Origin of the sequence: Acidimangrovimonas pyrenivorans (assembly GCF_042643245.1) — a bacterium.
Classification (GTDB): Bacteria; Pseudomonadota; Alphaproteobacteria; order Rhodobacterales; family Rhodobacteraceae; genus Acidimangrovimonas; species Acidimangrovimonas pyrenivorans.
The window spans coordinates 1-21,103 of the sequence record NZ_JBHRSK010000026.1 but is presented as its reverse complement, the minus strand read 5'-3'; the positions used below and the strand labels follow the sequence as shown (position 1 = coordinate 21,103).

The following is a 21,103-nucleotide window of genomic DNA, read 5'->3' as shown; positions in this document are numbered from 1 at the left end:
GTTCGTGTTTTCGCACTTCCGAACATAGGGCTTTCAGTTGACCGCTGTCAACCAGCGCCGAGTCCGGCGGGCGTGAAAGTTTTGTCTCGTGATGATGAATGGAGCATTTGACAACGACGCCCTTCGGGCGGCGGCCGGTGACGGCTGACCTGATCGACCGCGCCGCGGCCGCGCAGGCCCGGCCGAGCGTGCCGCATATCAACAAGTGGGAGCTGTTTCGCGAGCTTTGCGCCGCGCGGATAGCCTTCGGCGTCAGCGATCGCGACCTGACGGTGCTGAACGCGCTGCTGTCCTTTCACCAGGACGCGACGCTGTCGGACAATGCCAACCTGATCGTCTTTCCCTCCAATGCCGCGCTGTCCGAGCGCGCGCATGGCATGGCGGAAAGCACCCTGCGCCGGCATCTGGCGGCGCTGGTGGCAGCCGGGCTGATCCTGCGCCATGACAGCCCCAACGGCAAACGCTACGCCGCCCGCGACATGGACGGCGACGTGACGCGCGCCTTCGGCTTCGACCTGCGGCCGCTGCTGGTCCGCGCGCGCGAGATCACCTCCTGCGCGGCCGAGGCCCGGGCAGCGGCCGAGCGACTCAAGCGGCTGCGCGAGGCGGTGTCGCTGAAGAAACGCGATGCGCTCAAGCTGGTGGAATACGGCCGGGAGACGGGACTTGCCGGAGACTGGGAAGGTTTCGCGGCGCGGCTGCTGGAGATCCACAAACGGATGCGGCGCAAACTGGCTTTCGAGGTACTGGAGGAGCTTGGGGGCAAGCTGGGGCAATTGCTGCTGGAAATCCGGGAAACCCTGTCTGAGTCAAAAGAAGTGAGCGGCAGTGACGTCGATTCCGGGCGCCAGTATCAGAATTCAAATAAAGACTCTCATGATTCTGAACTTTGCCAAGAAGAGGCAAAAGGCGGGGCCGTGGAAGACCCCGAAGCGGAAGCGCCGCCGAAGCCCGAGGCGCCGCATATTCCCCTCGGGTTGGTGCTGAAAGCCTGTCCCGACATTCTCGACTACACGCCGGACAAGCCCCGGCATTGGCATGAGCTGGTTGCGCTGGCAGCCTTCGTGCGCGGCATGATGGGGATCAGTCCCGACGCCTGGGACGAGGCGCAGCGGATCATGGGGCCGGAAGTGGCGGCGGTGACGGTCGCCGCGATCCTGCAGCGGGTGAGCGATATTCGCAGCCCCGGCGGCTACCTGCGGGCCCTGACCGGCAAGGCGGCGGCGGGCGGCTTCTCGCCCGGGCCGATGGTGATGGCGCTGCTGACGCGGGAGAGCGCGGATGCGGCGTGAGGTTGACAGCTGTCAACCGAGGTCCCCGGGCGACGGGCGCGCCGCGATGTTGACCGCTGTCAACGCGCGGTCACTCGAGGCTCTTGCGCAGATCGTCGAGCGAGATCGAGCTGTATTGCTGGGCCAGGGGATCTTGCTTGACCGTCGGCGCGGCAGCCGGCGCAACGTTCTGCGCGCCGTCCTTGGGCGCCGGGGCAGGGGCGGCGCTGGCGACGGCCGGGGACTGTTGCGGCGCCGGAGCGGCCGGGGACCGTGTGGCTGGCGCCCCGGCTTGCGGGGCCGGGGGCGTGGCCTGTGCCACGGGCGCTTCCGCGGCCGGGCCGGCGGCGCCAACGTCTTTCGCGGCGGTGTTGGCGCCGGCCTCGGCCTTGGTGTAGGCCAGCAGCACGCTGATGCGCCGGTTGCTCGGGTCCAGCGGGTTTTCGGGTTTCAGCGGCTGGGTATCGGCGAGGCCGGAAATCCGGGTGATCCGCTTGGGGTCGATCCCGGCCTCGACAAAGACCCGCCGGGTGGCGTTGGCTCGGTTCGAGGACAGTTCCCAGTTGTCGTGCACCGTGCTGTCGGAATAGGGCACCGCGTCGGTATGGCCGGAAATCAGGATATCGTTCGGCAGCGTCTTGATCGCCCTGGCCAGCCCCTGCATCAGCGCCAGGGTCTTGCCCTCGATCTTGGCGCTGCCCGAGGCGAACATCGCGCGGCCCTTCTGGTCGACGATCTGGATCCTGAGACCGTCCGGGCTCTTCTGGAACAGCACGTTCTTCAGCAGCGGCTTGAGGTCGGGCGCGGAATCCATCGCCTGGGTGATCTCGGTCTCGACCTTGGCGAAGCGTTTGTCGTCGAGCGCATGGGCGGCGGCGGCGAGCGTCGCGGCATCCGGCTTGGCCGCCGGGGCAGGGGCCTTGGCGGCCGGTTTCGCCTGGCCCTCGGGCAGCGCGGCCGCGGCCAGCATCGCCGCTGCCTTTTTCGCGTCGGCGGTCGGCTCTTCCGGCCGGTCCTTCTCGGCCTTGGCATCCGGACCTTTCGGCGCGGTGATCCCGTTCGAGGCGTTGAGCGTCCCCTTGGGGCCCAGCGTCGTGCCGTCCAGCGCCCCGGTGCCGCCCGAGGAGGTCATCGAGACGGCAGAGGGCGTGAAGTAGTTGGCGACGCCGACCAGCTGCTCCTTCGAGGCGGTCGAGAGAATCCACAGCATCAGGAAGAAGGCCATCATCGCGGTCATGAAGTCGGCATAGGCGACCTTCCAGGCGCCGCCATGGTGCCCGCCCTCGTCAACCTGCTCGACCTTCCGGATGATCACCGGCCGCTGATTTGATCGCATTCCACCGTCACCTTCAGACCCGCCCCGAAGGGCCACCTGCGCGGCGGGCGAGCGGCCTGCCTTCACGGCAAACCCTCCCGGAAGCCGGACTCCGCCCCGCGCCACTGCCCGGTTTCAACGAAAAAGGCGCCGAAAAAGCGGCGCCTTTGGTGCATCTTTCGGAAACTATTGTGAGATCAGCCGATCCCGGCCTCTGCCGGCGGCCGCGAATCCTCGCCCTCGTCGCGGCTGTATTTGCCCAGGCCCACCTGCTTGGCATAGGCGGCCTTGCGCTCGCTGTAGCTGGGGGCGACCAGCGGCATGTCCTCGGGCAGGCCGAACAGGGCGCGGTATTCGTCCTCGTTCAGGCCGTGTTCCGAGCCGAGATGGCGCTTGAGCATCTTGAAGCCCTTGCCGCAGCACAGGCAGTAGACCTTGTCGCGCGTCACCGCCTGCTCGATCGGCAGGGCGGGGCGCGGCTGCGCCTCGATGGCAGAGGCCGGCGGCGTGGCGGTGGCCAGGGCACGCGGCTCTGCCTCGACCGCCAGCTCGGCCGAGAGCCGCGAGACCAGGGTCACGATGTCGTCGATCGAGACGTCGGGCCGCGCCGCGTAAGCCGCGGCGATGATCGAGATCGCGTCCAGGGCGTCGCCGGATTTCGTCTTTGCCATTCGTAGGCCTCCAGATACAAACACGTCACAGCCTATACGATTGGCTAGGCATCCTGCGGGTGGGCAGGGGAAAAGTCAAGAAATTCAGAGTTAATCTTTGAACTCCATCCTTGCTTTCCCTTGGACTAATCGAACAATGCGTCTTTTTCATGGCACGGTTCCGCTTTGGTATCCTTGTGCGCGGCCTAACCGCGCGCGGTCCGGGACGCGCCCCGACGATGGCGGTCGGGGCTGGTGGCCTGCCGGGCCCGCGCTTTCGCGGCGCTATAGCTTGGCGCGGTCATCGGGTAGTCGTCGGGCAATTGCCACTTGCGCCGGTACTCCTCGGGCGTCATGCCCAGATTGTCCTGCAGGTGACGCCGCAGCATCTTGAGTTTAGCCCCTGTTTCCAAGCAGATAAGGAAATCCTGCCGAACGCTTTCCGTGACCGGGACCGCAGGGGCGGGGCGCTCTGCCCGCGGCGCCCGCATCTGTTCATGCAGTTGCAGCGCCAGCCGCAGGGTCTCGGCCAGGCTCATCGCGTTCTGCTCGGCCTGGTGGCTGACCAGGGCGACGATCCGCTCCTGAAGCGCGGCCGTGTCGCGGCCGTTGCTGGGGACCTGGGCTGCCGTCACATGACTTTCCTTCCGTAGCGCGGCGAACCTTGGCTCTCGCCCGCCGCACCCAAGAAGATTGGGCAAGGATATTAAAACGAGGTCAAAGAATTCACATAATTATGACATGGCCATCCCGTCTTGCCGGGCGCGAAGCGGCACCGGCATCGGGCGGGCCAATGCCGGTTTGGTTCGGAACCATGTGGATCTCGGCCCCGGCTCTGCTATCCTCGGCCCGATGTGAGGGCCGAAAGAGAGTCGCGGAACGCGACCGCGGCCCGCGACGACAGGGGCAGAAGGGAACGGGGATGCGGCAGGACGATGTTCTGATCCTGGATCAGGATGATGCCCTGGGCACCGAGTTGAGAATCTTCCTGAGCCGAAGCTGTGGCTGGCAGGTCCGTGTCGTGGCGGCGCCGCAGGAGCTTCTCGCCGCGGCGCAGGAGGGCGGGCTGCGGCTGGTCCTGGTCGGAGACGGCGCCTGCGGTCCCGACACGATCCGCCAGCTGCGCCGGCGGGGGTTCGACGGTGTCGTGATCTTCCTCGACCGCCAGAGCCGCCCGGACATCGGCGCGGATGCCTTCGCCGCCGGGGCCGACGACGTCGCGCGGCTGCCGTTCTCGATCCGCGAATTCGGCCTGCGGCTGCGGGCCCGGCTGGGCGACGCCATGCCGTTGCGGCCGGAGGCGGCGGTGCCGCGGGTGATGCTGGACGGCGACAGCCGCCTGATCTCGGCCGACAGCCGCGAGACGGTCCAGCTGACGCCCTCGGAGGCCGAGGTGATGGCGGTGCTGATCCGGCGCGGCGGCGAGATCGTGACCCGCGACGCGCTTTCGCAGGCGATCGACAATTGCGCCTGGGTCTATGGCGACCGCAAGTTCGACGTCCACATCACCAAGATCCGGCGCAAGCTCCGGACCGCCTTCGGCGAGCGCTATGTCGTCCGCACCGTGCGCTCGGAAGGCTATGCCTTCTACGAAAGCGCGCCGGCCTCGGCCGGCCGATCCGGGTGACCGCAGCGGAATTCGCTCGGAAGCCGGGGCGCCACGCTGTCAAGAAGGCAATTGTTAATCCCGCGTAAATGTCGCCGGGCCGGGGCTTGCGGTCACAGATTCGCAAATCTAGCGTGTGCGGTTCGTAATCCCGCAAGAAACGGTGCAAAATCCCACATATTGCGTTCGAAAAGTGAAGATTACGCGATCGGTTGCGGGTTTTGTGGCGGCTCCGCCAGCTCCCGAAGGGGCACATGCCGGCGCCTGGGCGGCGTTGCCACTCAAGAACTTTTAACAATTGCGTGCTTACAACGGCAATTCCATGCCGATATATTTTTGATGTGGAAGGATAAGGGTTGGGCGTGCATGCGACACAGGGCGCTTCTTGAGCGAATTTGGGATGGGTCCATCTCGGTGTTGTCCGACCCGGAGGCCAGCCGCACGGCCGGGGTGATCCGCCAGATCCTGCCGATCCGGCTGGTTTGCCTGGTGTCGTCGCGCCCCGAGGCCGAACCGCAATTGCTGCCCGAGTCGACCGAGCTGATGCCCGGGATCACGCTGGGCGACGTGCTGGTCGAGGAACTGGGAATCGAGGTGCCCTATGGTGCACTTGTCTTGGTCGAGACCGCGCGCTCCCTCGGCACTGGTCCGGAGAGCAACCCCTACATAGGGTGTGAGGACAGCCAGGCGCTTCTTGATATTGTGACGTCCTTCGGCGCCAACGCCGCGTTGCCCGAAGCTGGGCCGCCCCGGGCGATGTCGGGCGAACGTCCCGGTTCCGGGTTTCGCGACCGCGGTCTCAACGATCATTTCTTCCGCGGCGGCTCCAGGTTCCTCGGAGAGCGTGAGCCGCGGTCGAGCCAGCGCGCCGCCGGCTGATCTCTCTCCCTGCCGCATTGTGCCCCGATGCCCCGCCCTGTGGCGGGGTGTCGTCGTTCTGGCCGCCGGAATGCCCGGCGATGCCCGCGCCGCGCTCTGGCAAGAGAGACAAGAAAATGCCTGATTTAATCTAGCCTTAATCAAGTATAACTTTTTCGCTTCGGCCTTTTGTGTTCTTTTTGATTTTAAGAATAGTAAGGATAGCTAGGCGAGTAGATGACAGCTCTCACCTACCGGGCGGCTCTGAATGCTCCGTTGCTGGAGGCCGATGAAGAGCGCGACGCGATCCGCCGCTGGCAGGAGGCGGGGGACCGGGCGGCGCTGGAGCTGCTGATGTGCTCGCATGCAAGGCAGGTCCATGCCCAGGCGCAGAAATGGACCTCGAACCCGGTCGAGCTCGAGGATCTCGTCGCCGAGGGCATGATCGGGCTGATGCGCGCCGCCGATCTTTTCGACCTCGACCAGGACGTGCGCTTCGCCACCTATGCCCATTGGTGGATCCTGACCTGCGTCTCGACCGCGCTGGCGCGGATGCGGTCGCTGGTCGACATCCCGCAGCGCACCTATCTCGACGCGACCAAGGGCCGGCTGACCGGCGAGGACCGCGAGCTGGTGATGCAGGCGCTGCAGGGCCGGATCAGCCTCGACGCGCCGGTCTTCGACGAAAGCGTCGGCCAGGCGCTCGACATGCTGCGCAGTCCCGAGATGACGCCCGAGGAACGGGTCGAGGCGGAATCGACCGCCGAGATGCTGCGGGCGCTGATCGAGGAGGCGCTGGAGGAGCTGGGCGATCCCGACCGCGAGATCGTGCTCCGCCGCAAGCTGCATGCCGCGCCCGAGTCGATCGAGGAGATCTCGCGCCATCTGGGCATCAGCCGCGACCGGGCGCGGATGGTCGAACGCCGGGCTATGGCGCGGCTCAAGCTGTGGCTGGTGCGGCGCGGCTTCTCGCCGGCGATGCTGCATTAGGGGGGCGGGAATGGACCGGCATCTGATCATCGCGGGGCAGGGCAGGGCGGGCACGACCCTGCTTTACAACATGCTGCGCAGCACCCTGCAGGGGTTCGACCTGCCGCCCAGCGAACGCGCCGCCAGAACCCTGATCGACCTGCCGGGATCGTTCTGCACCAAGCGGCCGTTCGACATCTTCGACATGCCGGCGATCTTCGAGGCCAACCAGGGCCGCAAGCGGATCGACCTGATCGTCAGCCTGCGCGACCCGCGCGACATCCTGGTCAGCCGCCACGCCAAGGTGCCCGACGACTATTTCTGCAGCGCCGACGCGATGTATTTCGTGCCAGGAGACCGGCCGCCGGAGCGCACCGCGCCGGGGCTGCTGGCGATCCACGACTTGAGCATGGCGGTGGCGGAGTCGTCTCTGTTCCCGCAGGGCGTGTTCTTCCTGAAATACGAGGACCTGGTCGCCGATCCCGAGGCCGTCCAGGGGCTGCTGGAACAGGGTCTCGGGCTGCGCTTTTCGGGCCGGTTCGGCGATTTCCATGCCGCCGAGATTCCCGGCGCCTTGCAGGGGCCGCTGAACGGGGTCCGGCCGGTCGAGGCGGCCGAAGCGAAATGGCGGCGGCCCGAGCACCGGGCGCGGATCATCGACCAGTTCACCCGCTTTCCGGCGCTGTTCACGGTGCTCGACCAGCTGGGCTACGAGACGGATCGGGGATGGTTCGAGGCGCTCTGCGCGGACGAGGTCGCGGAAGCCGGGGTGGAAATTTAACGTGGTGAAACCCGGGCTGCCCATATCCGATTGGCACGCCCCTGTTTCCGGGAAAGATACGGCCATGTCGTCCGCTCCGATCTCGCGCCTGCTGCTGGCGCTTCAGCCCGCCGCGGCCAGCCGGGCCCGGCCCGCCGCCGCCGGCTTTGCCGCGCTGCTCGCCGGCAAGGCACCGGCGGCTGACACTTCTGCTGCCACGGCGGCGGGCAAACAGCTTCCGCCACGGACGACCGGCGCGGCGGGCCTGACGCAGGCCGGCGCCAGCGGGGCCGAGCTGGTGGCGACGAAGGTGCAGCTGGCGGCGGCGCTGCGCGATCTTCAGGCCCGGCTTTCGCCCGGAGCCGGGGCAGGGGCCGCGGCGGCAGGGGCCGCAGCGGAAACACCGGTCGCGAAGGCGGCAGGCAAGCTCGTCGATCTGCTGGGCGCGTTCGACGCGGTGAACGGCACCAACGCGCTGCCGGCGCTGCGCAAGGGGCTGGCGAAGATCGCGGCGGCGGAGGCCGAGCCCGACGCGCAGACAGCGCCGACCGACACCACCGGCGAGGATGGCAAGGAGGCCTTGGCCGCCCTGTTCGCCGGGGTGGGGCAGCTATTGGGCCTGGCCCGGCCGGCGCCCGCCGCGCCAGAGGGGGCCGCCGGCCGTGCCGTGCTGCTCGAAGCGGTGAAGCAAGGGGCGGAGGACGGGCAGGGCGTGCTGGTTCCTGCCGCGGCGTCTGCGGTTCCGAACGCGCAGCCGACGGCAGGGCTTGCCGCTGCCGCCGTGCCCACCGGAAACGGTCAGCCCGCCGACGCATCCAGGGCGGCGCCGCAACAACGGGGCGCATTTGCGAACGATCCTTCGGATTTCTTCGATCCCCGTCTCCGGGCCGTCCTCGAAAAGGCGCTGCGCCTTGCGCCCGCCGCGCCGGACCAGGCAAGGGCAGGCGCGCAGCCCACCGGCACCGCCGCTGCCGCGCTGCCGCAATCCGCGGCACAGGCACAGACGCCGCTGCTGGCCGCGCTGCCGGCCGGGGCGTCCCCCTTCGGCGCGGCTCCGCTGGCACAGGCCGCCGCATCGCCACCGGCGACCGCGCCGCAGGCCCATGCCGCCGCCGTGCCAACCCCGGCGCCGCCACCGGGCTTTGCCGGTGTCGTCACCGCCCAGCTGCGCAGCGCCGACCTGTCGGCCCGGCACACCCGGATCGCGCTGACGCCGCAGGGGCTGGGCACGATCGAGTTCGATCTTCAGCACGACAAGTCCGGCGATCTGAAAGTCGTGGTGCGGGCCGACAACCCGATGGTGCTGACCGCGCTGCGCAACGACCGTGATACGCTGGCCGGCATCCTGAGCGGCAGCGGCCTTGCGGCCAGCGGCAATGCGCTGGATTTCCAGGACCTGGGCCAGCGCGACGGCGGCGAGGAGCGGCGGGGCGCCCCCGTGGCGGTCGGTGTGGCGGGCGAAGAGACGGAGGCGCCGGTGCCGGATGTGCTCCAGACCATCGGCAATGGCAGACTCGACATCAGGACGTGAGGGCAGAGGCATGGCAATCGACAGCACGACATCGGCGACCTCCACCACCGCCAGCCAGACGTCTTCGGCGGCGGCGTCGAAGCAGATCGGCGCCGATTACAACAGCTTCCTCAAGCTGCTGACGGCGCAGATCGCCAACCAGGACCCGCTCAAGCCGATGGATTCGACCCAGTTCGTCAGCCAGCTGGCGCAGCTGTCGCAGGTCGAGCAGACGGTGCAGTCGAACGCCAACCTGGAAAAGATCAGCTCGACGCTGGGGGCGCTGGCCTCGATGTCGGATGTCGGGCTGATGGGGCGCAGCGTGACCCTGGCCTCGGACCGGATCGAGCTGCAGGGCGGCGCCGGCCATACCGCGTATCAGCTCGCCTCGACGGCGGCCTCGGCCACGGCCCGGATCACCGATGCGGCGGGCAACGTGGTCCGCACGATCCCCGGTCTGGGCACCGATGGCGGCAGCCGGATCGCGCTCGACTGGGACGGCAAGGACGACAGCGGCAAGGCCGTGGCCGACGGCGTCTATCACGTCACGATCGACGCCAAGGACAGCAACGGCGATGCCGTTTCCTACGACACCTACCCGACGACCACGGTCGAGAAGGTGCTGTTCGGCAGCAACGGCCAGGTGCTGGAACTGGGCAACGGCGAGCAGATCCTGTCGTCGCAGATCCTCTCGGTCAGCTGATCAGCTGCGCGGCGAGTCGGTGGTGGCGGCGGCGCGGACCTCGACCTTCTCGACCCGGGGAAACTGCTTCACCAGCCCGATGCGCAGCAATTCGGCCAGCCGGTCCTTGTCGATCTTGTCCTCGTGCAGAAGCGGCGTCTGGGCGGCGTCGGTCAACACCGTCAGCGCCCGGTCGCGCAGGGCGGTGGTGGTGGCGGGGCTGGCCAGGGCAATGGCATTGGCGCGGCCCTTCACCGTCACCGCCAGGTCGGTGGCCAGGTAGGTGACCTGCCGCGCCTTGTAGATCTGGACCACGACGCGGCCCAGCGGGATCGTCTCGGGCGCCTGCGCCGCCTCGGCCGCCTTGGCCTGGGCGACGGGATCGGGGCTCAGGAACAGCCCGGCGCCATAGCCGACCCCGCCGCAGATCAGCGGCAGCCCGAGCAGCAGGGCAAGCGGTTTCAGCATCTCGAACACCGCCAGGAAAGCCCGCGACGCAGGCACGCCGCATCACGGGGGGCGCCGGGCCGGCGGCACGCCGGGCTTGCGAATGGACGTTCAGTACGGCAGCACGACATTGAGGAAATCCTGGCCGTAGCGCGGCTGCTGCACCGAAGAGATCTGGCCCTTGCCGCCATAGGCGATGCGTGCCTCGGCGATCTTCTCGTAGGAAATGGTGTTGTCCATGCGGATATCCTGCGGCCGGATGATGCCGGCGACGCGCAACTCGCGCAGCTCGTGGTTGACCTTCACCTCCTGCCGGCCGGCGATGACCATGTCGCCATTGGGCAGCTTCTTGATCACCAGCGCCGCGACCTTGAGGTTGATCGTCTCGTTGCGGTCGATCGAGCCCGAGCCGCCGGTGCTCGAGGTCGAGCCGAGATCGACGATCTGGCCGCCGGTCGGCAGGTCGTTCTGCTGGACGCCGGGCAGGATCTTGTCGATCTGCTTGCCATAGCCGAAGAAGGTCGGGAAGCCCATCTTCTGGCTGCCGTCGCGCGACCGCTGCGAGGCGTTCTGCAGCTTGGCCTTGTCGTCGATATTGATGTCGACGGTCAGGATGTCGCCGACCTTGGTGGCGCGCTGGTCGCCGAAGAACCCGCGCGAGCCGGTGCGCCAGAGCGAGGCGCCCTCGGCCCGTTTCAGCACCCGTTTCGGTTCGGGCGGCGGCATCGGCACCTGGACATTGGCGGCCTCGGGCATGGTCTGGGCGTTCATCTGCATGCCGGTGACCCTGGGGTCGCGGTTCTCCTTGTACTGCGCGCAGGCGGTCACGGCGATCAGCAGCGCCAGCGGCAGGGCAGGGCCGAGGGGGAAACGGGGAAGGGGGCTCACTTGACGATCTCCACGATGCCGGACGTGCGGGCGATGCCGGTCACGGTCTTGTTGCTGGCCAGGTTGATGACGCGCACTTCCTGGTCGGCCTGGGCGCTGGTGATCGCGCGGCCGGGTGCCGACAGTGTCATCGGCCCCTTGCTGTAGCGGATCGAGACACGGTCGCCGCGATCGATCACCAGCGGCGGCGCGACCGACTGGCTCATCACCGGCCGGCCGGGCGACAGCATGCGCCGGACCTGCTGGCCGACGAGGTGATCGAGGCTGGTGACGGCATAGGCGCCGACCCGGGCATAGGGCAGCGAGACGATCTGGAAATCCTGCTTGGTCAGGATCGTGTCGGGCATGATCCGGCGGGTCGGCACCGGCACCGGGATCATCAGCGCGGCCAGGCCCGAGACCCGCCGCGTCTCGCCCGACTTGGTCACCGCGTTGGCGATGAACTGGCCGGTGTCGCGATCCATCCAGAAATCGCTGATGAACTGCGCCTCGCCCGGTTCCGGGTTGCGCATCGAGACGTTGAACTCGCTATGCGCCGGCAGGGCATAGCCGAAGGTCTCGGCGGCCTTTTCGGCGATCAGCGTGGTGATCGCCTCGGCCCGCGCCGACCCGGCGGCGCCGAGGGCGAGCAGGGCAGAGACGATCACAACGACGATGGGCAGAACGGACGCGCGGCGGATCATGACGGGGCCCCTCCCGGGCGAATGGCTACTTGATCTGGTTGGTGGCCGACATCATCTGGTCGGCGGTTTCGATCGCTTTCGAGTTCATCTCGTAGGCCCGCTGGGCCGAGATCAGGTCGGTGATCTGCTGGATGATGTTGACGTTCGAGCTTTCCAGGTAGCCCTGGCGCAGGATGCCGACGCCCGGATCGCCCGGATTGGCGGTGATCGCATCGCCCGAGGCGACGGTGGCCTGCAGCAGGTTGTTGCCGACCGGCTTCATTCCGGCCTCGTTGACGAAGGTCGCCATCGTCAGCTGGCCGAGGTCGACCGGGGTCGGGTTGTTCTCGACATAGGCCTGGACGACGCCCTGCTGGCTGATCTCGATCTTGGTGGTGTTGGCCGGCACGGTGACCCCGGGCGAGACCTCGTAGCCGTCCAGGGTCACGATCTGGCCGGTCGAGCTGAGCTGGAAGGTGCCGGCGCGGGTATAGGCGAGGCTGCCATCGGGCATGGTGACGGCGAAATAGCCCTTGCCGTCGATCGCCAGGTCGAGCTGGTTGTTGGTCTGCACCAGCCCGCCCTGGGTGTTCAGCCGCACCACCCCGGCGCTCTGCACGCCGAGGCCGACATCGAGGCCGACGGGCCGCTCGGTCCCGGTATCCGAGGTCTGGGCGCCCTCGCGCTTCATCGTCTGGTAGACCAGGTCCTGGAACGCCGCGCGCGAGCTCTTGAAGCCCGTCGTGTTGGCGTTGGCGATGTTGTTCGAGATGACGTCGACATTGGTCTGCTGGGCCAGCATGCCGGTCGCCGCGATGCCAAGTGCTCTCATGTCGTCCGGTCCTTTCGCCTCAGGCGGTGTTGCCCAGCTTGCTCAGGGTCTGCTGACGCAACTGGTTTTCGTCATCCATGATCTTCATCGCCTGTTCATAGGCGCGCTGGATCTCCATCATCCGGGTCATCTCGATCACCGGCTGGACATTGCTTTCCTCGACGAAGCCCTGGGAGATCTTCGAATCCGCGGCAGGGCTCCGGGCGTTGGAGCCGTCCGGCGCCACGAACATGCCGGCACCGATGCGCTTGAAATCGGCGATGCCGGGGACGTCGAACAGGCCGATCTTGGCGATGGTGGCGCCCTGCGGCCCGGTGATGGTGCCATCGGAGGCGATCTGCAATTGCGTGCCTGTATCGGCCGGAATCGCGATCGGCGCACCGCCCTCGTCCAGCACCTGGGCGCCGGTCAGCGTGACCAGGTCGCCGCGCTGGTTGATGCTGAAGCGGCCGTCGCGGCCATAGGCGGTCTGGCCGGTCGGCGTGGCATAGGCGAACCAGCCATTGCCCGAGATCGCGACGTCGAGCGGATTGTCGGTGCGGGTCAGCTGGCCCTGGCTGCCGTCGAGGTAGGAGCCGCGGTTGAGCACGTAGCTGGTGCCGTCCGCACCGGTCTGCTGGCTCTCGACCATGGTCCGGAAATCCGCCCGCTGCGCCTTGAACCCGACCGTGTTGGCATTGGCCATGTTGTTGGCGGTGACATCCAGGCTGCGCCGCAGGGCCGCGGCGCGGGACAAGGATACGTACGTCGAATTATCCATCGGTCAACACCTGTATGTCGGGATAAGTAGAGGGATATTCGCGGCTTTCCTTTGAATAGCACATTTACTTTCCTTGCAGCTATTCTTATTATCCTTGATGCAGGTCGAGTTTCAAGGGTTTTCAGGACAAGCACCCGGCGAAATGCGCACAGCACGATGGATCTCCCGGATCGCCTGCCTGGCCTTGCTGCTGGGGACGGGCGCGGCGGCCGCGGCCGACAGGCCGCCGGCCTTCGACCTGACGCGCTACACCCGGCACAGCTATGTCGACGAGCACGCCGCGCTGGTCGCGGCCCTGACCGCCGACAGCCAAGCGGCACAGGCGAAGGCACGGATCGAGCTGGCCGCGTTCTACCTTGCCCATGCGATGCTGGCCGAGGGCCGTTCCGTGTTGGCCGAGGTCGCGCCCGACACGCTGGCGCCGGCCGACCGGGCCCGTCGCGGCGCTATTGCCGCCGCGTTGCAGATCCTGGCGGGGCAGGGGGTCAAAGCCGATGCGCCGGACTCGCCGCTGGTCGCCGCGAATGCCGGTTGGGCCGATTACGATCTCTGGCTGTCGCTCAACGCCGCGCTGTCAGGCGACACGGCGGCCTTGCGGGCGCATCTGTCGGCCGGGGTCGCCCGGCTCGACAGCTATCCCCGGCCGGTTGAGGCCGCCTGTCTGCCGCGGCTGCTGAAGGCCGCGATCGACAGCCGGCAATGGAGCCTGGCGAAAGCCATCGCGATCCGCTTCGACCGCTTCCCCGACCTCAAGGCGCAGCCGGTCTACAACTACCTGCTCGGCATGGCGGCCGAGAAGGTGAACCGGCCCAAGAAGGCGATCGAGGCCTATGGCAAGGCGGCGCGCGGCCTCGACCTCTATGCCCAGAAGGCGCGGCTGGCGCTGGTCGACATGGGGCTGAAAAGCGGCCAGATGCCACCCCGGGCGGCGCGGGTGCTGCTCGAGGACAGCCTGTCGCTGTGGCGCGGCGACAAGTACGAGCTCGAGACGCTGCGGCGGCTGGCACAGGTCGACCGGATGCTGGCCGACTGGCCGGCGATGCTCGAGACGCTGGGCCGTATCGTCACCCTCTATCCCGACAGCCCCGATGCCGGCCCGGCCCGGGCCCAGGCCCACAGCCTGATCGCCGCCTATTACAAGCTTGGCCTCGCCGGCAAGATCCCGCTGTCGACCTTCGTCACCACCCATCGCCGGATCACGCCGCTGTTTCGCCTCGACGAGGTGTTCGAGAAACAGGCCGAGCTGTTCGCCGACCGGCTGTTCGAGCTTGGCGGCACGGCGATGGCGGCGCAGGAATACGGCCGCATCGACGACACGCTGGGCGTCGCCGCCGACCTGTCGCTGTGGCACGTCTCGGCCGACCGCCGCGCCGGGCTGAAGCTCAAGCGGGCCGAGGCGCTGATCCGCGGTGGCCAGTTCAAGCCCGCCGCCGTGGTCCTGGCCAAGGTCACCGCCCCCGATCCCGGACCGCGGCGCGACCGGCTCAACGCCCTGCGCGCCCAGGTCTATGCCGGCAGCGGCGAGCCCGAGCGGGTGATCGACACCACCGTCTCCGAACCCTCGCCCGGCTATCTGCGGCTGCTGGCCCAGGCCTATTGGAGCAAGGGCGACTGGGGCAACGCCACCCGACGCTATCAGCAGCTCTGGCACAGCTACCCGGACGTCTTTGGCGGCACCGACGCAATCAACCTGCTGCTGGCCGCCTATCGCGCCGGCGACCGGGCGACGGCGCGCAAGGTGGTGGCGAAATTCCCCGACCTCGCCGACAGCCCGCAATTGCAGGGCGAGCGGCTTCTCCAGACCCCGGCCAGCCTTGAGCCGCTGAAACGCGCCGCCGCCGATGCCCGGCTGCAGAGCGCGGCCGAGATCCTCGACCGGCTGGGCAAGGCCAAGCCCGGCAAGGCCGTGAGCAACTGAATGGCCCAGGCAACCCAAACAGGCGGGAACGCGATATGAACCTGATCATCGGATTTGTCCTCGTGGCGGCCAGCGTCCTGGGCGGGTTCGCCGCGATGGGCGGCAGCCTGTCGGTGCTGTGGCAGCCCTTCGAGCTGATCATCATCGTCGGCGCCGCGCTCGGCGCCTTCGTCATCGCCAACCCGGTCTCGGTGCTGGTCGACACCCTGCGCAGCCTGCTCGCCATCGGCCGGCAGCGGCCCTATGACAAGGAGGATTACCTCGAGCTCTTCGCCCTGCTCTACATGCTGTTCAAGACCGGCAAGGACGATCTGAAGTCGCTGGAAAAGGACCTCGACGATCCGCTGACCAGCAAGTTCTTCAGCGCCTTCCCGGCGATCTCGGGCAAGCGGCGCAATGTCGTCTTCCTTGCCGACTACCTGCGGCTGGTGCTGCTGGGGTCCGAGAAGTCGCATGAGCTCGAGCCGCTGATCGACACCGAGATCGACTCGATCGAGCAGGAGCTGAACAAGGTGCCGAACGCGCTCAACGTCATGGCCGACAGCCTGCCGGCGGTCGGCATCGTCGCCGCCGTGCTGGGCGTCATCAACGCGATGGGCGCGATTTCCGAACCGCCGGCGGTGCTGGGCGCGCTGATCGGCGGGGCGATGGTCGGCACCTTCATGGGCGTGCTGCTGAGCTACGGCGTCGTCGGCCCCATCGCCGGCGCCATCCGCGACCGGCGCGAGCAGGAGGTCACCTATTTCCTCGCCGTCAAAAGCTCGCTGATGGCCTTCCTCAACGGCTATCACCCGCGCATCTGCGTCGAATATGCCCGCAAGACGGTGAGCGAGGAGGTCCGCCCCCATTTCGAGGAGGTCGAGGGCGCGATGCGCGACGCCTCGCAGCGGACCGGCATGGAACTGGGAGGCTGAGCGGTGGCGACACGCGCGACCAAGGTCGAACGGGTCGTCATCCGCGGCGGCGCGCGGCGCAAGCGCCACGCGCAGGAACGGCATGGCGGCTGGAAGGTCGCCTATGCCGATTTCGTCACCGCGATGATGGCCTTCTTCCTGCTGATGTGGCTGGTCTCGACCACCACCCAGGGCCAGCGCGACGGCATCTCGGACTATTTCAAGCGGTCGGACGCGCCGGCCTCGGCGACCGAGACCAAGCGGCCGGACAAGGTGACGCCGACACCGGAATCCGGCGTCGCGGTGGTCAAGCCGCCGAAACCCGAGAACAAGCCCGAGCGGGCCGGCGCCGCGCCGCCGCAGCCGGTGGTGACCCCCGGCGCGGTGGCGGCCAACAGCGCGATCCCGGCCGAGGAGGCCGCCGACCACTCCGATCTCGATTTCCTCGACACGGTCAAGATCGGCCGCGACAAGTACGAGAAGCTGCGTCGGATGGCGCAGCTGGGCCAGACGCTGGCGCAAGAGAAGGCCAAGCGCGACGCGCAGGCGAAGGCGGATAAGGCGGCCGAGAAGACGGCGGCGCAACAGGCGCCGGCCGCGCCCGACGCCAAGCCGCGGCCGGCGCCCGAGGTCGACAAGCTCAAGGCCGAGCTCGAGCGGCTCAAGCAGACCGAGCCGCTGCTGCGCAAATACGCCAGCAACATCGTCGTCGACGCCACCGGCTCGGGCCTGCGGCTGCAGCTGATCGACCAGAAGGGATTCGAGATGTTCCGGGTCGGCTCGTCGCGGCTGACCCCGGGCGGGGCCGAGCTGGTCAGCCGCTTTGCCGAGGTGCTGCGGCGCTGGCCGCATGGCATCGTCGTCACCGGCTATACCGACGGCCGGCCGTTCCGCGGCAGCCCGGGCTACGCCAATTGGGAGCTCTCGGCCGACCGCGCCAATGCCGCGCGCCGGGCGCTGGTGGCCGATGGCGTGCCCGGCGACAAGATCGTCCGGGTGGTGGGGCAGGGCGACCGGCAATTGCTGATCCCCGGCGATCCGCTGGATCCGCGCAACCGGCGGATTACCTTCATGCTGCTGCGCTGACTGTCCTTGGATCCTGGCCGATTCAAGAAAAGCGGCAAGGTCAGTGTTTCTTTAACCTCGATTAAATCCCCGCTCATTATTTGATTTGCGAGTTATTCCCCGATGGGACGGAAGGATTACGGCCATGAGCATATCGAGCGCCCTGCAAACCGCGGTCAGTGGCCTGTTCGCCAATTCCACGGCGGTCGGCAGGATTTCCGAGAATATCGCCAACGCCAATACCGACGGCTACAAGCGCCGCTTCGCCCAGATGGTGACGACGACGGCGGCCGGCAGCGAATACGCGCCCTCGGGCGTGATGGCCGTGACCGGGACCAGCGTGACCCAGGGCGGGGCGCTGAACCCGTCGAGCTCTGTCACCGACATGGCGATCGACGGCAACGGCTTCTTCATCGTCTCGAGCGCGCCCAACGATCCGGTGCAATCGCATTACATGCTGACCCGCGCCGGCTCCTTCGTGCCCGACGGCAACGGCAACCTGGTCAATTCGGCCGGCTACTACCTCGCCGGCTATCAATACGATCCCAACGGTTCGCTCGGCCAGGTCGACCGGTCGAGCTTCAGCGGCATGAACACGGTGAATGTCAGCAATGCCCGGATCGACCCCTCGGCCACGACCACCGTCAACCCGCACGGCAACCTGCCGTCGCAGGAAACCGGCCAGACCCCGCCCGGCGCGGCCTTCACCTCCTCGACCGAGTTCTACGATGCGCTCGGCGCGCCGGGGCGGCTGCAATTCTCGTGGCAGCCGACCGCGACCGACAACCAGTGGGTGGTGACGGTCTCGGACGATGCCGGTGTGACCTATGGCGACGTGACCGTCGACTTCAACGATTCCGGTGCCAATGCCGGCACGCCGGCGCTCTATTCCAACATCAACAACACGGCGCCGGCGCCGGCGGCCTTCGCCTTCAACGCCGCCACCGGCACCGCGACGCTGACGATCAACAACGGTGCCGTGCCGCAGACCATCGACGTCGCCTTCGGCGCGCCCGGCACCTCGGACGGCATGACCCAGTTCGCCGGCGATTTCACGCCCCAGACCTTCGACAAGGACGGCTCGGGCGTCGGCAACCTGACCCGGGTCGAGATCGACGACAAGGGCAACCTCAACGGCGTCTTCGACAACGGCATGCGCAAGGCGCTCTACCAGATCCCGGTGGGCCACGTGGACAATCCCGACGGGCTGATCACCGCCGACGGCAACGCCTACAAGCTGTCGAACAATTCCGGCGTCTATTCCAACTTCGAGGCCAATACCGGCCCGGTCGGCGGCATCGCCTCGAACGCGCTGGAAGGCTCGAATGTCGATATCGCCCAGGAGCTGAGCGACCTGATCCGCACCCAGCGCGCCTATTCCACCAACGCCAAGGTGGTCACCACCATGGACGACATGCTGAGCCAGACCACCCAGCTGAAACGCTGATCTCCGGCGGTTACCCGAAGGACGGCTGAATGAGCCTGACAGACGCCCTCAATGCCAGTCGCAGCGGCCTCGTCGCCACCCAGACCTGGTCGCAACTGACCGCGCGCAACATCGCCAACGCCAATACCGACGGCTATGTCCGCAAGGATATCAGCTTCGGCACCCGCACGCTGGGCGAGGGCGGCACGGTGCAGGTCACCGAGATCCGGCGCGAGATCGACAGCTCGCTGACCCGGATGTATCGCGGCGAAAACAGCAAGATGGCCAAGTACCAGGCGATCTACGAGGGCATCGGCGAATACACCGCCACGCTGGGCGAGCCCAGCGACGATTTCTCGCCCGCGTCGCGGCTGACGCAGTTCCAGACCAGCCTCGACACGCTGGTCAACAGCCCCGGCAATGCCGGGGCGCAGCGCGGGGTGCTGGATTCCGCCCAGGCGCTGGCGACCTCGCTCAACAATGCCAGCGACACGCTGGGCCGGGTGCAGGGCGAGGTCTCGCGCGAGATCAAGTACGACGTCTCGGATCTCAACCAGGCGCTCTACAAGATCGCCGACCTGAACCGGCAGCTGAGCGGCAGCGGCTCCGTCTCGATCGCCGGCGCCGACATGCAGGACGAGATCGACCGCCAGATCCAGAAGGTTTCGCAGATCATGGATGTCCGCGTCAGCCAGGGGGCGGACGGGCGGGTGAGCCTCTACACCGCCGGCGGCTCGGCCCTGATCGAGGGCGACAAGGTCAGCGACGTGCGCTTCGACGAGCCGACGGGCAAGCTCTTCGCCGGCCAGACAGAGATCACCCCGAACAGCAATTCGACCCGCGGGTTCGAGAACGGCAGCCTGGCGGGGCTGTTCTCGCTCAAGGACGACGTGCTGCCGCGCTACCAGCTTCAGCTCGACGAATTCGCCCGCAGCCTGGTCCAGGGCTTCGAAGGCGCGGACAGTTCGCTGTCGGCGGGGCAGGCGGGGCTGTTCACCGATGCCGGCGCCGCCTATGACCCGACCAAGCTGCAGGGGCTGGCCGGGCGCATCGCGGTCAACGACGCGGTCAAGCCGGACAAGGGCGGCACCCTGAGCCGGCTGCGCGACGGCATCGGCGCCACCACGCCGGGCCCGGCGGGCGACGCCACCCAGCTCAACGCCTTTGCCGCCGTCTTCGACCAGCCGCTGACCGTCGACCCGGCCACCCAGCTGTCCGACGGCATGATCCTGACCGATTACGCCGCCAACATGGTCGCCGCCCAGCATGTCGAGGGCAGCCGCGCCCAGACCAACTACAACTCCACGCGAACGACGGCCGAGACCGTCGATGCCTCGCGCCAGAGCATCCAGGGCGTCAATATCGACGACGAGCTGCAGAAGATGATGGTGATCCAGCAGAGCTACGCGGCCAATTCCAAAATGATGACCACGGTGATGAACATGATCGACACCCTGCTGAAGGCGTTCTGAGACGATGGCGGTGATCAACATCTTCAACCCGCTCCCGACCCTGCAGGCCAGCCTGATGGGGCGGCGCAACGTCTCGAAGGTGACGGCCGAGCTGCAAAACGCCAGCAAGGAGGTCTCGACCGGGCTGCGCGCCGACATTTACGGCGATCTCGGCCAGCGCGCCGCGATCACCCTGTCGCTGCGCAGCCGGATGGACCGGACCGACGCCTTCGTCACCTCGAACAAGCTTCTCAACAACAAGCTCGACGTGGTCTCTTCGGCCGCCGGGCAGGCACAGCAGGCGGCGCAGGATTTCCTCAGCCTCGCGGTCGCCAATGTCGACTCGCCGGGCACCACCGCGAGCACGCTGCAGCAGCAGGCCCGCGCCGCGCTGCAGGCGGTGACCAACGCGCTCAACGCCAATTACGCCGGCGAATACCTGTTCTCGGGCACTGCGACCGACAAGGCGGCGCTGCAGGAATACACCAAGACCAATCCAGCGACCGGCCTGTCGCCCAAGGACGTGATCGACGGCATCGTCGCCGGCGGCCCGACCTCCGCCGCCGACGCCGCGGCCAAGCTGGCCCAGCTCGACGCCGTGTTCTCCTCGACCAACACCGCCAACCCGAACCAGAATTTCGAGGCCACCTTCTATGGCGGCACCCCGGCGCAGGACGCCTCGGGCAATCCGAACCCGCGGCTGTCGGCCCAGATCGCCGAGGGCCAAACGATCAGCTATGGCATCCAGGCCAACGACCCGGCGGTGCGCGACGTGCTCAAGGGGCTGACGATGATCGCCTCGACCGACGTCTCCAAGATCACCGATCCGGCGGCCTACAAGGCGTGGATGAAATCGGCGGTCGGCGCCCTGTCCAGCGGCACCGAGGGCCTGACCCAGGCCCAGGCGCAGCTGGGCAGCCGGCAGCAGCTGGTGCAGGACACCCAGACCCGGCAGGAGGACCTGAAGGCGGTCTATAACAGCCGGATCGCGGGTTACGAGGCGGTCGACCCCTACGAGGCGGCCAGCCGGATGAGCGCGCTGCAGACGCAGCTCAACGCCACCTACAGCGCCACCGCGCAGCTGTCCAAGCTGTCCTTGCTGAACTATCTTTGACTCTGTCCTTGCGTCGCGCTAGCGCG

General features: G+C 67.6%; 21 protein-coding genes. 13 read left to right on the top strand and 8 right to left on the bottom strand.

Going from position 1 to position 21,103, the window contains the following annotated elements:
• Positions 1–98 precede the first annotated feature (98 nt).
• Positions 99–1,292, top strand: a complete 1,194-nt coding sequence (gene repC / locus ACFOES_RS20670; protein WP_377835557.1) for a plasmid replication protein RepC — start codon at positions 99–101, stop codon at positions 1,290–1,292.
• 70 nt (positions 1,293–1,362) lie between these two features.
• Here repC and ACFOES_RS20665 read toward each other — a convergent pair whose 3' ends face one another.
• The 3 genes from ACFOES_RS20665 to ACFOES_RS20655 form a co-directional block, all read right to left on the bottom strand.
• Positions 1,363–2,607 carry a flagellar motor protein MotB gene (locus ACFOES_RS20665; protein ID WP_377835554.1) on the bottom strand — a complete coding sequence of 415 codons (1,245 nt, stop codon included), beginning with the start codon at positions 2,605–2,607 and terminating at the stop codon, positions 1,363–1,365.
• A 176-nt stretch (positions 2,608–2,783) separates the two neighbouring features.
• Positions 2,784–3,257, bottom strand: a complete 474-nt coding sequence (locus ACFOES_RS20660; RefSeq protein ID WP_377835552.1) for a MucR family transcriptional regulator — start codon at positions 3,255–3,257, stop codon at positions 2,784–2,786.
• 185 nt (positions 3,258–3,442) lie between these two features.
• On the bottom strand, positions 3,443–3,871 hold the full coding sequence (locus tag ACFOES_RS20655; protein ID WP_377835550.1) for a MucR family transcriptional regulator: 429 nt from the start codon (positions 3,869–3,871) through the stop codon (positions 3,443–3,445).
• A gap of 287 nt (positions 3,872–4,158) precedes the next feature.
• Here ACFOES_RS20655 and ACFOES_RS20650 point away from each other — a divergent pair, with 287 nt between their 5' ends.
• From ACFOES_RS20650 to ACFOES_RS20625, 6 genes are all read left to right on the top strand, one after another.
• Positions 4,159–4,863 (top strand): response regulator transcription factor, encoded by a 705-nt coding sequence (locus tag ACFOES_RS20650; protein WP_377835548.1) that lies wholly within the window; start codon positions 4,159–4,161, stop codon positions 4,861–4,863.
• A gap of 393 nt (positions 4,864–5,256) precedes the next feature.
• Entirely contained in the window at positions 5,257–5,721 is a 465-nt protein-coding gene (locus ACFOES_RS20645; protein WP_377835546.1) for a hypothetical protein, read from the top strand.
• Positions 5,722–5,937: 216 nt separating this feature from the next.
• On the top strand, positions 5,938–6,690 hold the full coding sequence (locus ACFOES_RS20640; RefSeq protein ID WP_377835544.1) for a sigma-70 family RNA polymerase sigma factor: 753 nt from the start codon (positions 5,938–5,940) through the stop codon (positions 6,688–6,690).
• 10 nt (positions 6,691–6,700) lie between these two features.
• Positions 6,701–7,450, top strand: a complete 750-nt coding sequence (locus ACFOES_RS20635) for a hypothetical protein (RefSeq protein ID WP_377835542.1) — start codon at positions 6,701–6,703, stop codon at positions 7,448–7,450.
• 64 nt (positions 7,451–7,514) lie between these two features.
• A complete protein-coding gene (fliK, locus tag ACFOES_RS20630) occupies positions 7,515–8,960 on the top strand; it encodes a flagellar hook-length control protein FliK (RefSeq protein ID WP_377835540.1) in 1,446 nt (481 codons plus the stop codon).
• A 10-nt stretch (positions 8,961–8,970) separates the two neighbouring features.
• Positions 8,971–9,642, top strand: a complete 672-nt coding sequence (locus tag ACFOES_RS20625; RefSeq protein ID WP_377835538.1) for a flagellar hook assembly protein FlgD — start codon at positions 8,971–8,973, stop codon at positions 9,640–9,642.
• On the opposite strand, the gene ACFOES_RS20620 is transcribed toward ACFOES_RS20625, so the two are convergent.
• The 5 genes from ACFOES_RS20620 to flgF all read right to left on the bottom strand — a co-directional run bounded on the left by ACFOES_RS20620 (position 9,643) and on the right by flgF (position 13,210).
• Positions 9,643–10,089, bottom strand: coding sequence for a hypothetical protein (locus tag ACFOES_RS20620; protein WP_377835536.1), 447 nt, complete (start codon positions 10,087–10,089; stop codon positions 9,643–9,645).
• Between the two features lie 90 nt (positions 10,090–10,179).
• Positions 10,180–10,956, bottom strand: coding sequence for a flagellar basal body L-ring protein FlgH (gene flgH / locus ACFOES_RS20615; RefSeq protein ID WP_377835534.1), 777 nt, complete (start codon positions 10,954–10,956; stop codon positions 10,180–10,182).
• Positions 10,953–11,639: a flagellar basal body P-ring formation chaperone FlgA gene (gene flgA / locus ACFOES_RS20610; RefSeq protein ID WP_377835532.1), complete on the bottom strand. Its 687-nt coding sequence runs from the start codon at positions 11,637–11,639 to the stop codon at positions 10,953–10,955. Before flgA ends, flgH begins: the two co-directional genes overlap by 4 nt.
• A 25-nt stretch (positions 11,640–11,664) precedes the next feature.
• The gene (flgG, locus tag ACFOES_RS20605) at positions 11,665–12,450 is read right to left on the bottom strand and encodes a flagellar basal-body rod protein FlgG (RefSeq protein WP_377835530.1); all 786 of its coding nucleotides are present in this window, start codon (positions 12,448–12,450) and stop codon (positions 11,665–11,667) included.
• A gap of 19 nt (positions 12,451–12,469) precedes the next feature.
• Positions 12,470–13,210: a flagellar basal-body rod protein FlgF gene (gene flgF, locus ACFOES_RS20600; protein WP_377835528.1), complete on the bottom strand. Its 741-nt coding sequence runs from the start codon at positions 13,208–13,210 to the stop codon at positions 12,470–12,472.
• Between the two features lie 142 nt (positions 13,211–13,352).
• Between flgF and ACFOES_RS20595 the strand changes: the two genes are divergently transcribed.
• The 6 genes from ACFOES_RS20595 to ACFOES_RS20570 all read left to right on the top strand — a co-directional run bounded on the left by ACFOES_RS20595 (position 13,353) and on the right by ACFOES_RS20570 (position 21,077).
• Positions 13,353–15,128: a tetratricopeptide repeat protein gene (locus tag ACFOES_RS20595; RefSeq protein WP_377835526.1), complete on the top strand. Its 1,776-nt coding sequence runs from the start codon at positions 13,353–13,355 to the stop codon at positions 15,126–15,128.
• A gap of 35 nt (positions 15,129–15,163) precedes the next feature.
• Positions 15,164–16,042 carry a flagellar motor stator protein MotA gene (gene motA / locus ACFOES_RS20590; RefSeq protein WP_377835524.1) on the top strand — a complete coding sequence of 293 codons (879 nt, stop codon included), beginning with the start codon at positions 15,164–15,166 and terminating at the stop codon, positions 16,040–16,042.
• Between the two features lie 39 nt (positions 16,043–16,081).
• Positions 16,082–17,107, top strand: a complete 1,026-nt coding sequence (locus ACFOES_RS20585) for a flagellar motor protein MotB (RefSeq protein ID WP_377835631.1) — start codon at positions 16,082–16,084, stop codon at positions 17,105–17,107.
• A 124-nt stretch (positions 17,108–17,231) separates the two neighbouring features.
• Positions 17,232–18,533, top strand: coding sequence for a flagellar hook protein FlgE (locus ACFOES_RS20580; protein WP_377835523.1), 1,302 nt, complete (start codon positions 17,232–17,234; stop codon positions 18,531–18,533).
• A 29-nt stretch (positions 18,534–18,562) separates the two neighbouring features.
• A complete protein-coding gene (flgK, locus tag ACFOES_RS20575; protein WP_377835522.1) occupies positions 18,563–19,984 on the top strand; it encodes a flagellar hook-associated protein FlgK in 1,422 nt (473 codons plus the stop codon).
• Positions 19,985–19,988: 4 nt separating this feature from the next.
• Positions 19,989–21,077: a flagellin N-terminal helical domain-containing protein gene (locus tag ACFOES_RS20570; RefSeq protein ID WP_377835520.1), complete on the top strand. Its 1,089-nt coding sequence runs from the start codon at positions 19,989–19,991 to the stop codon at positions 21,075–21,077.
• Positions 21,078–21,103: the final 26 nt, after the last annotated feature.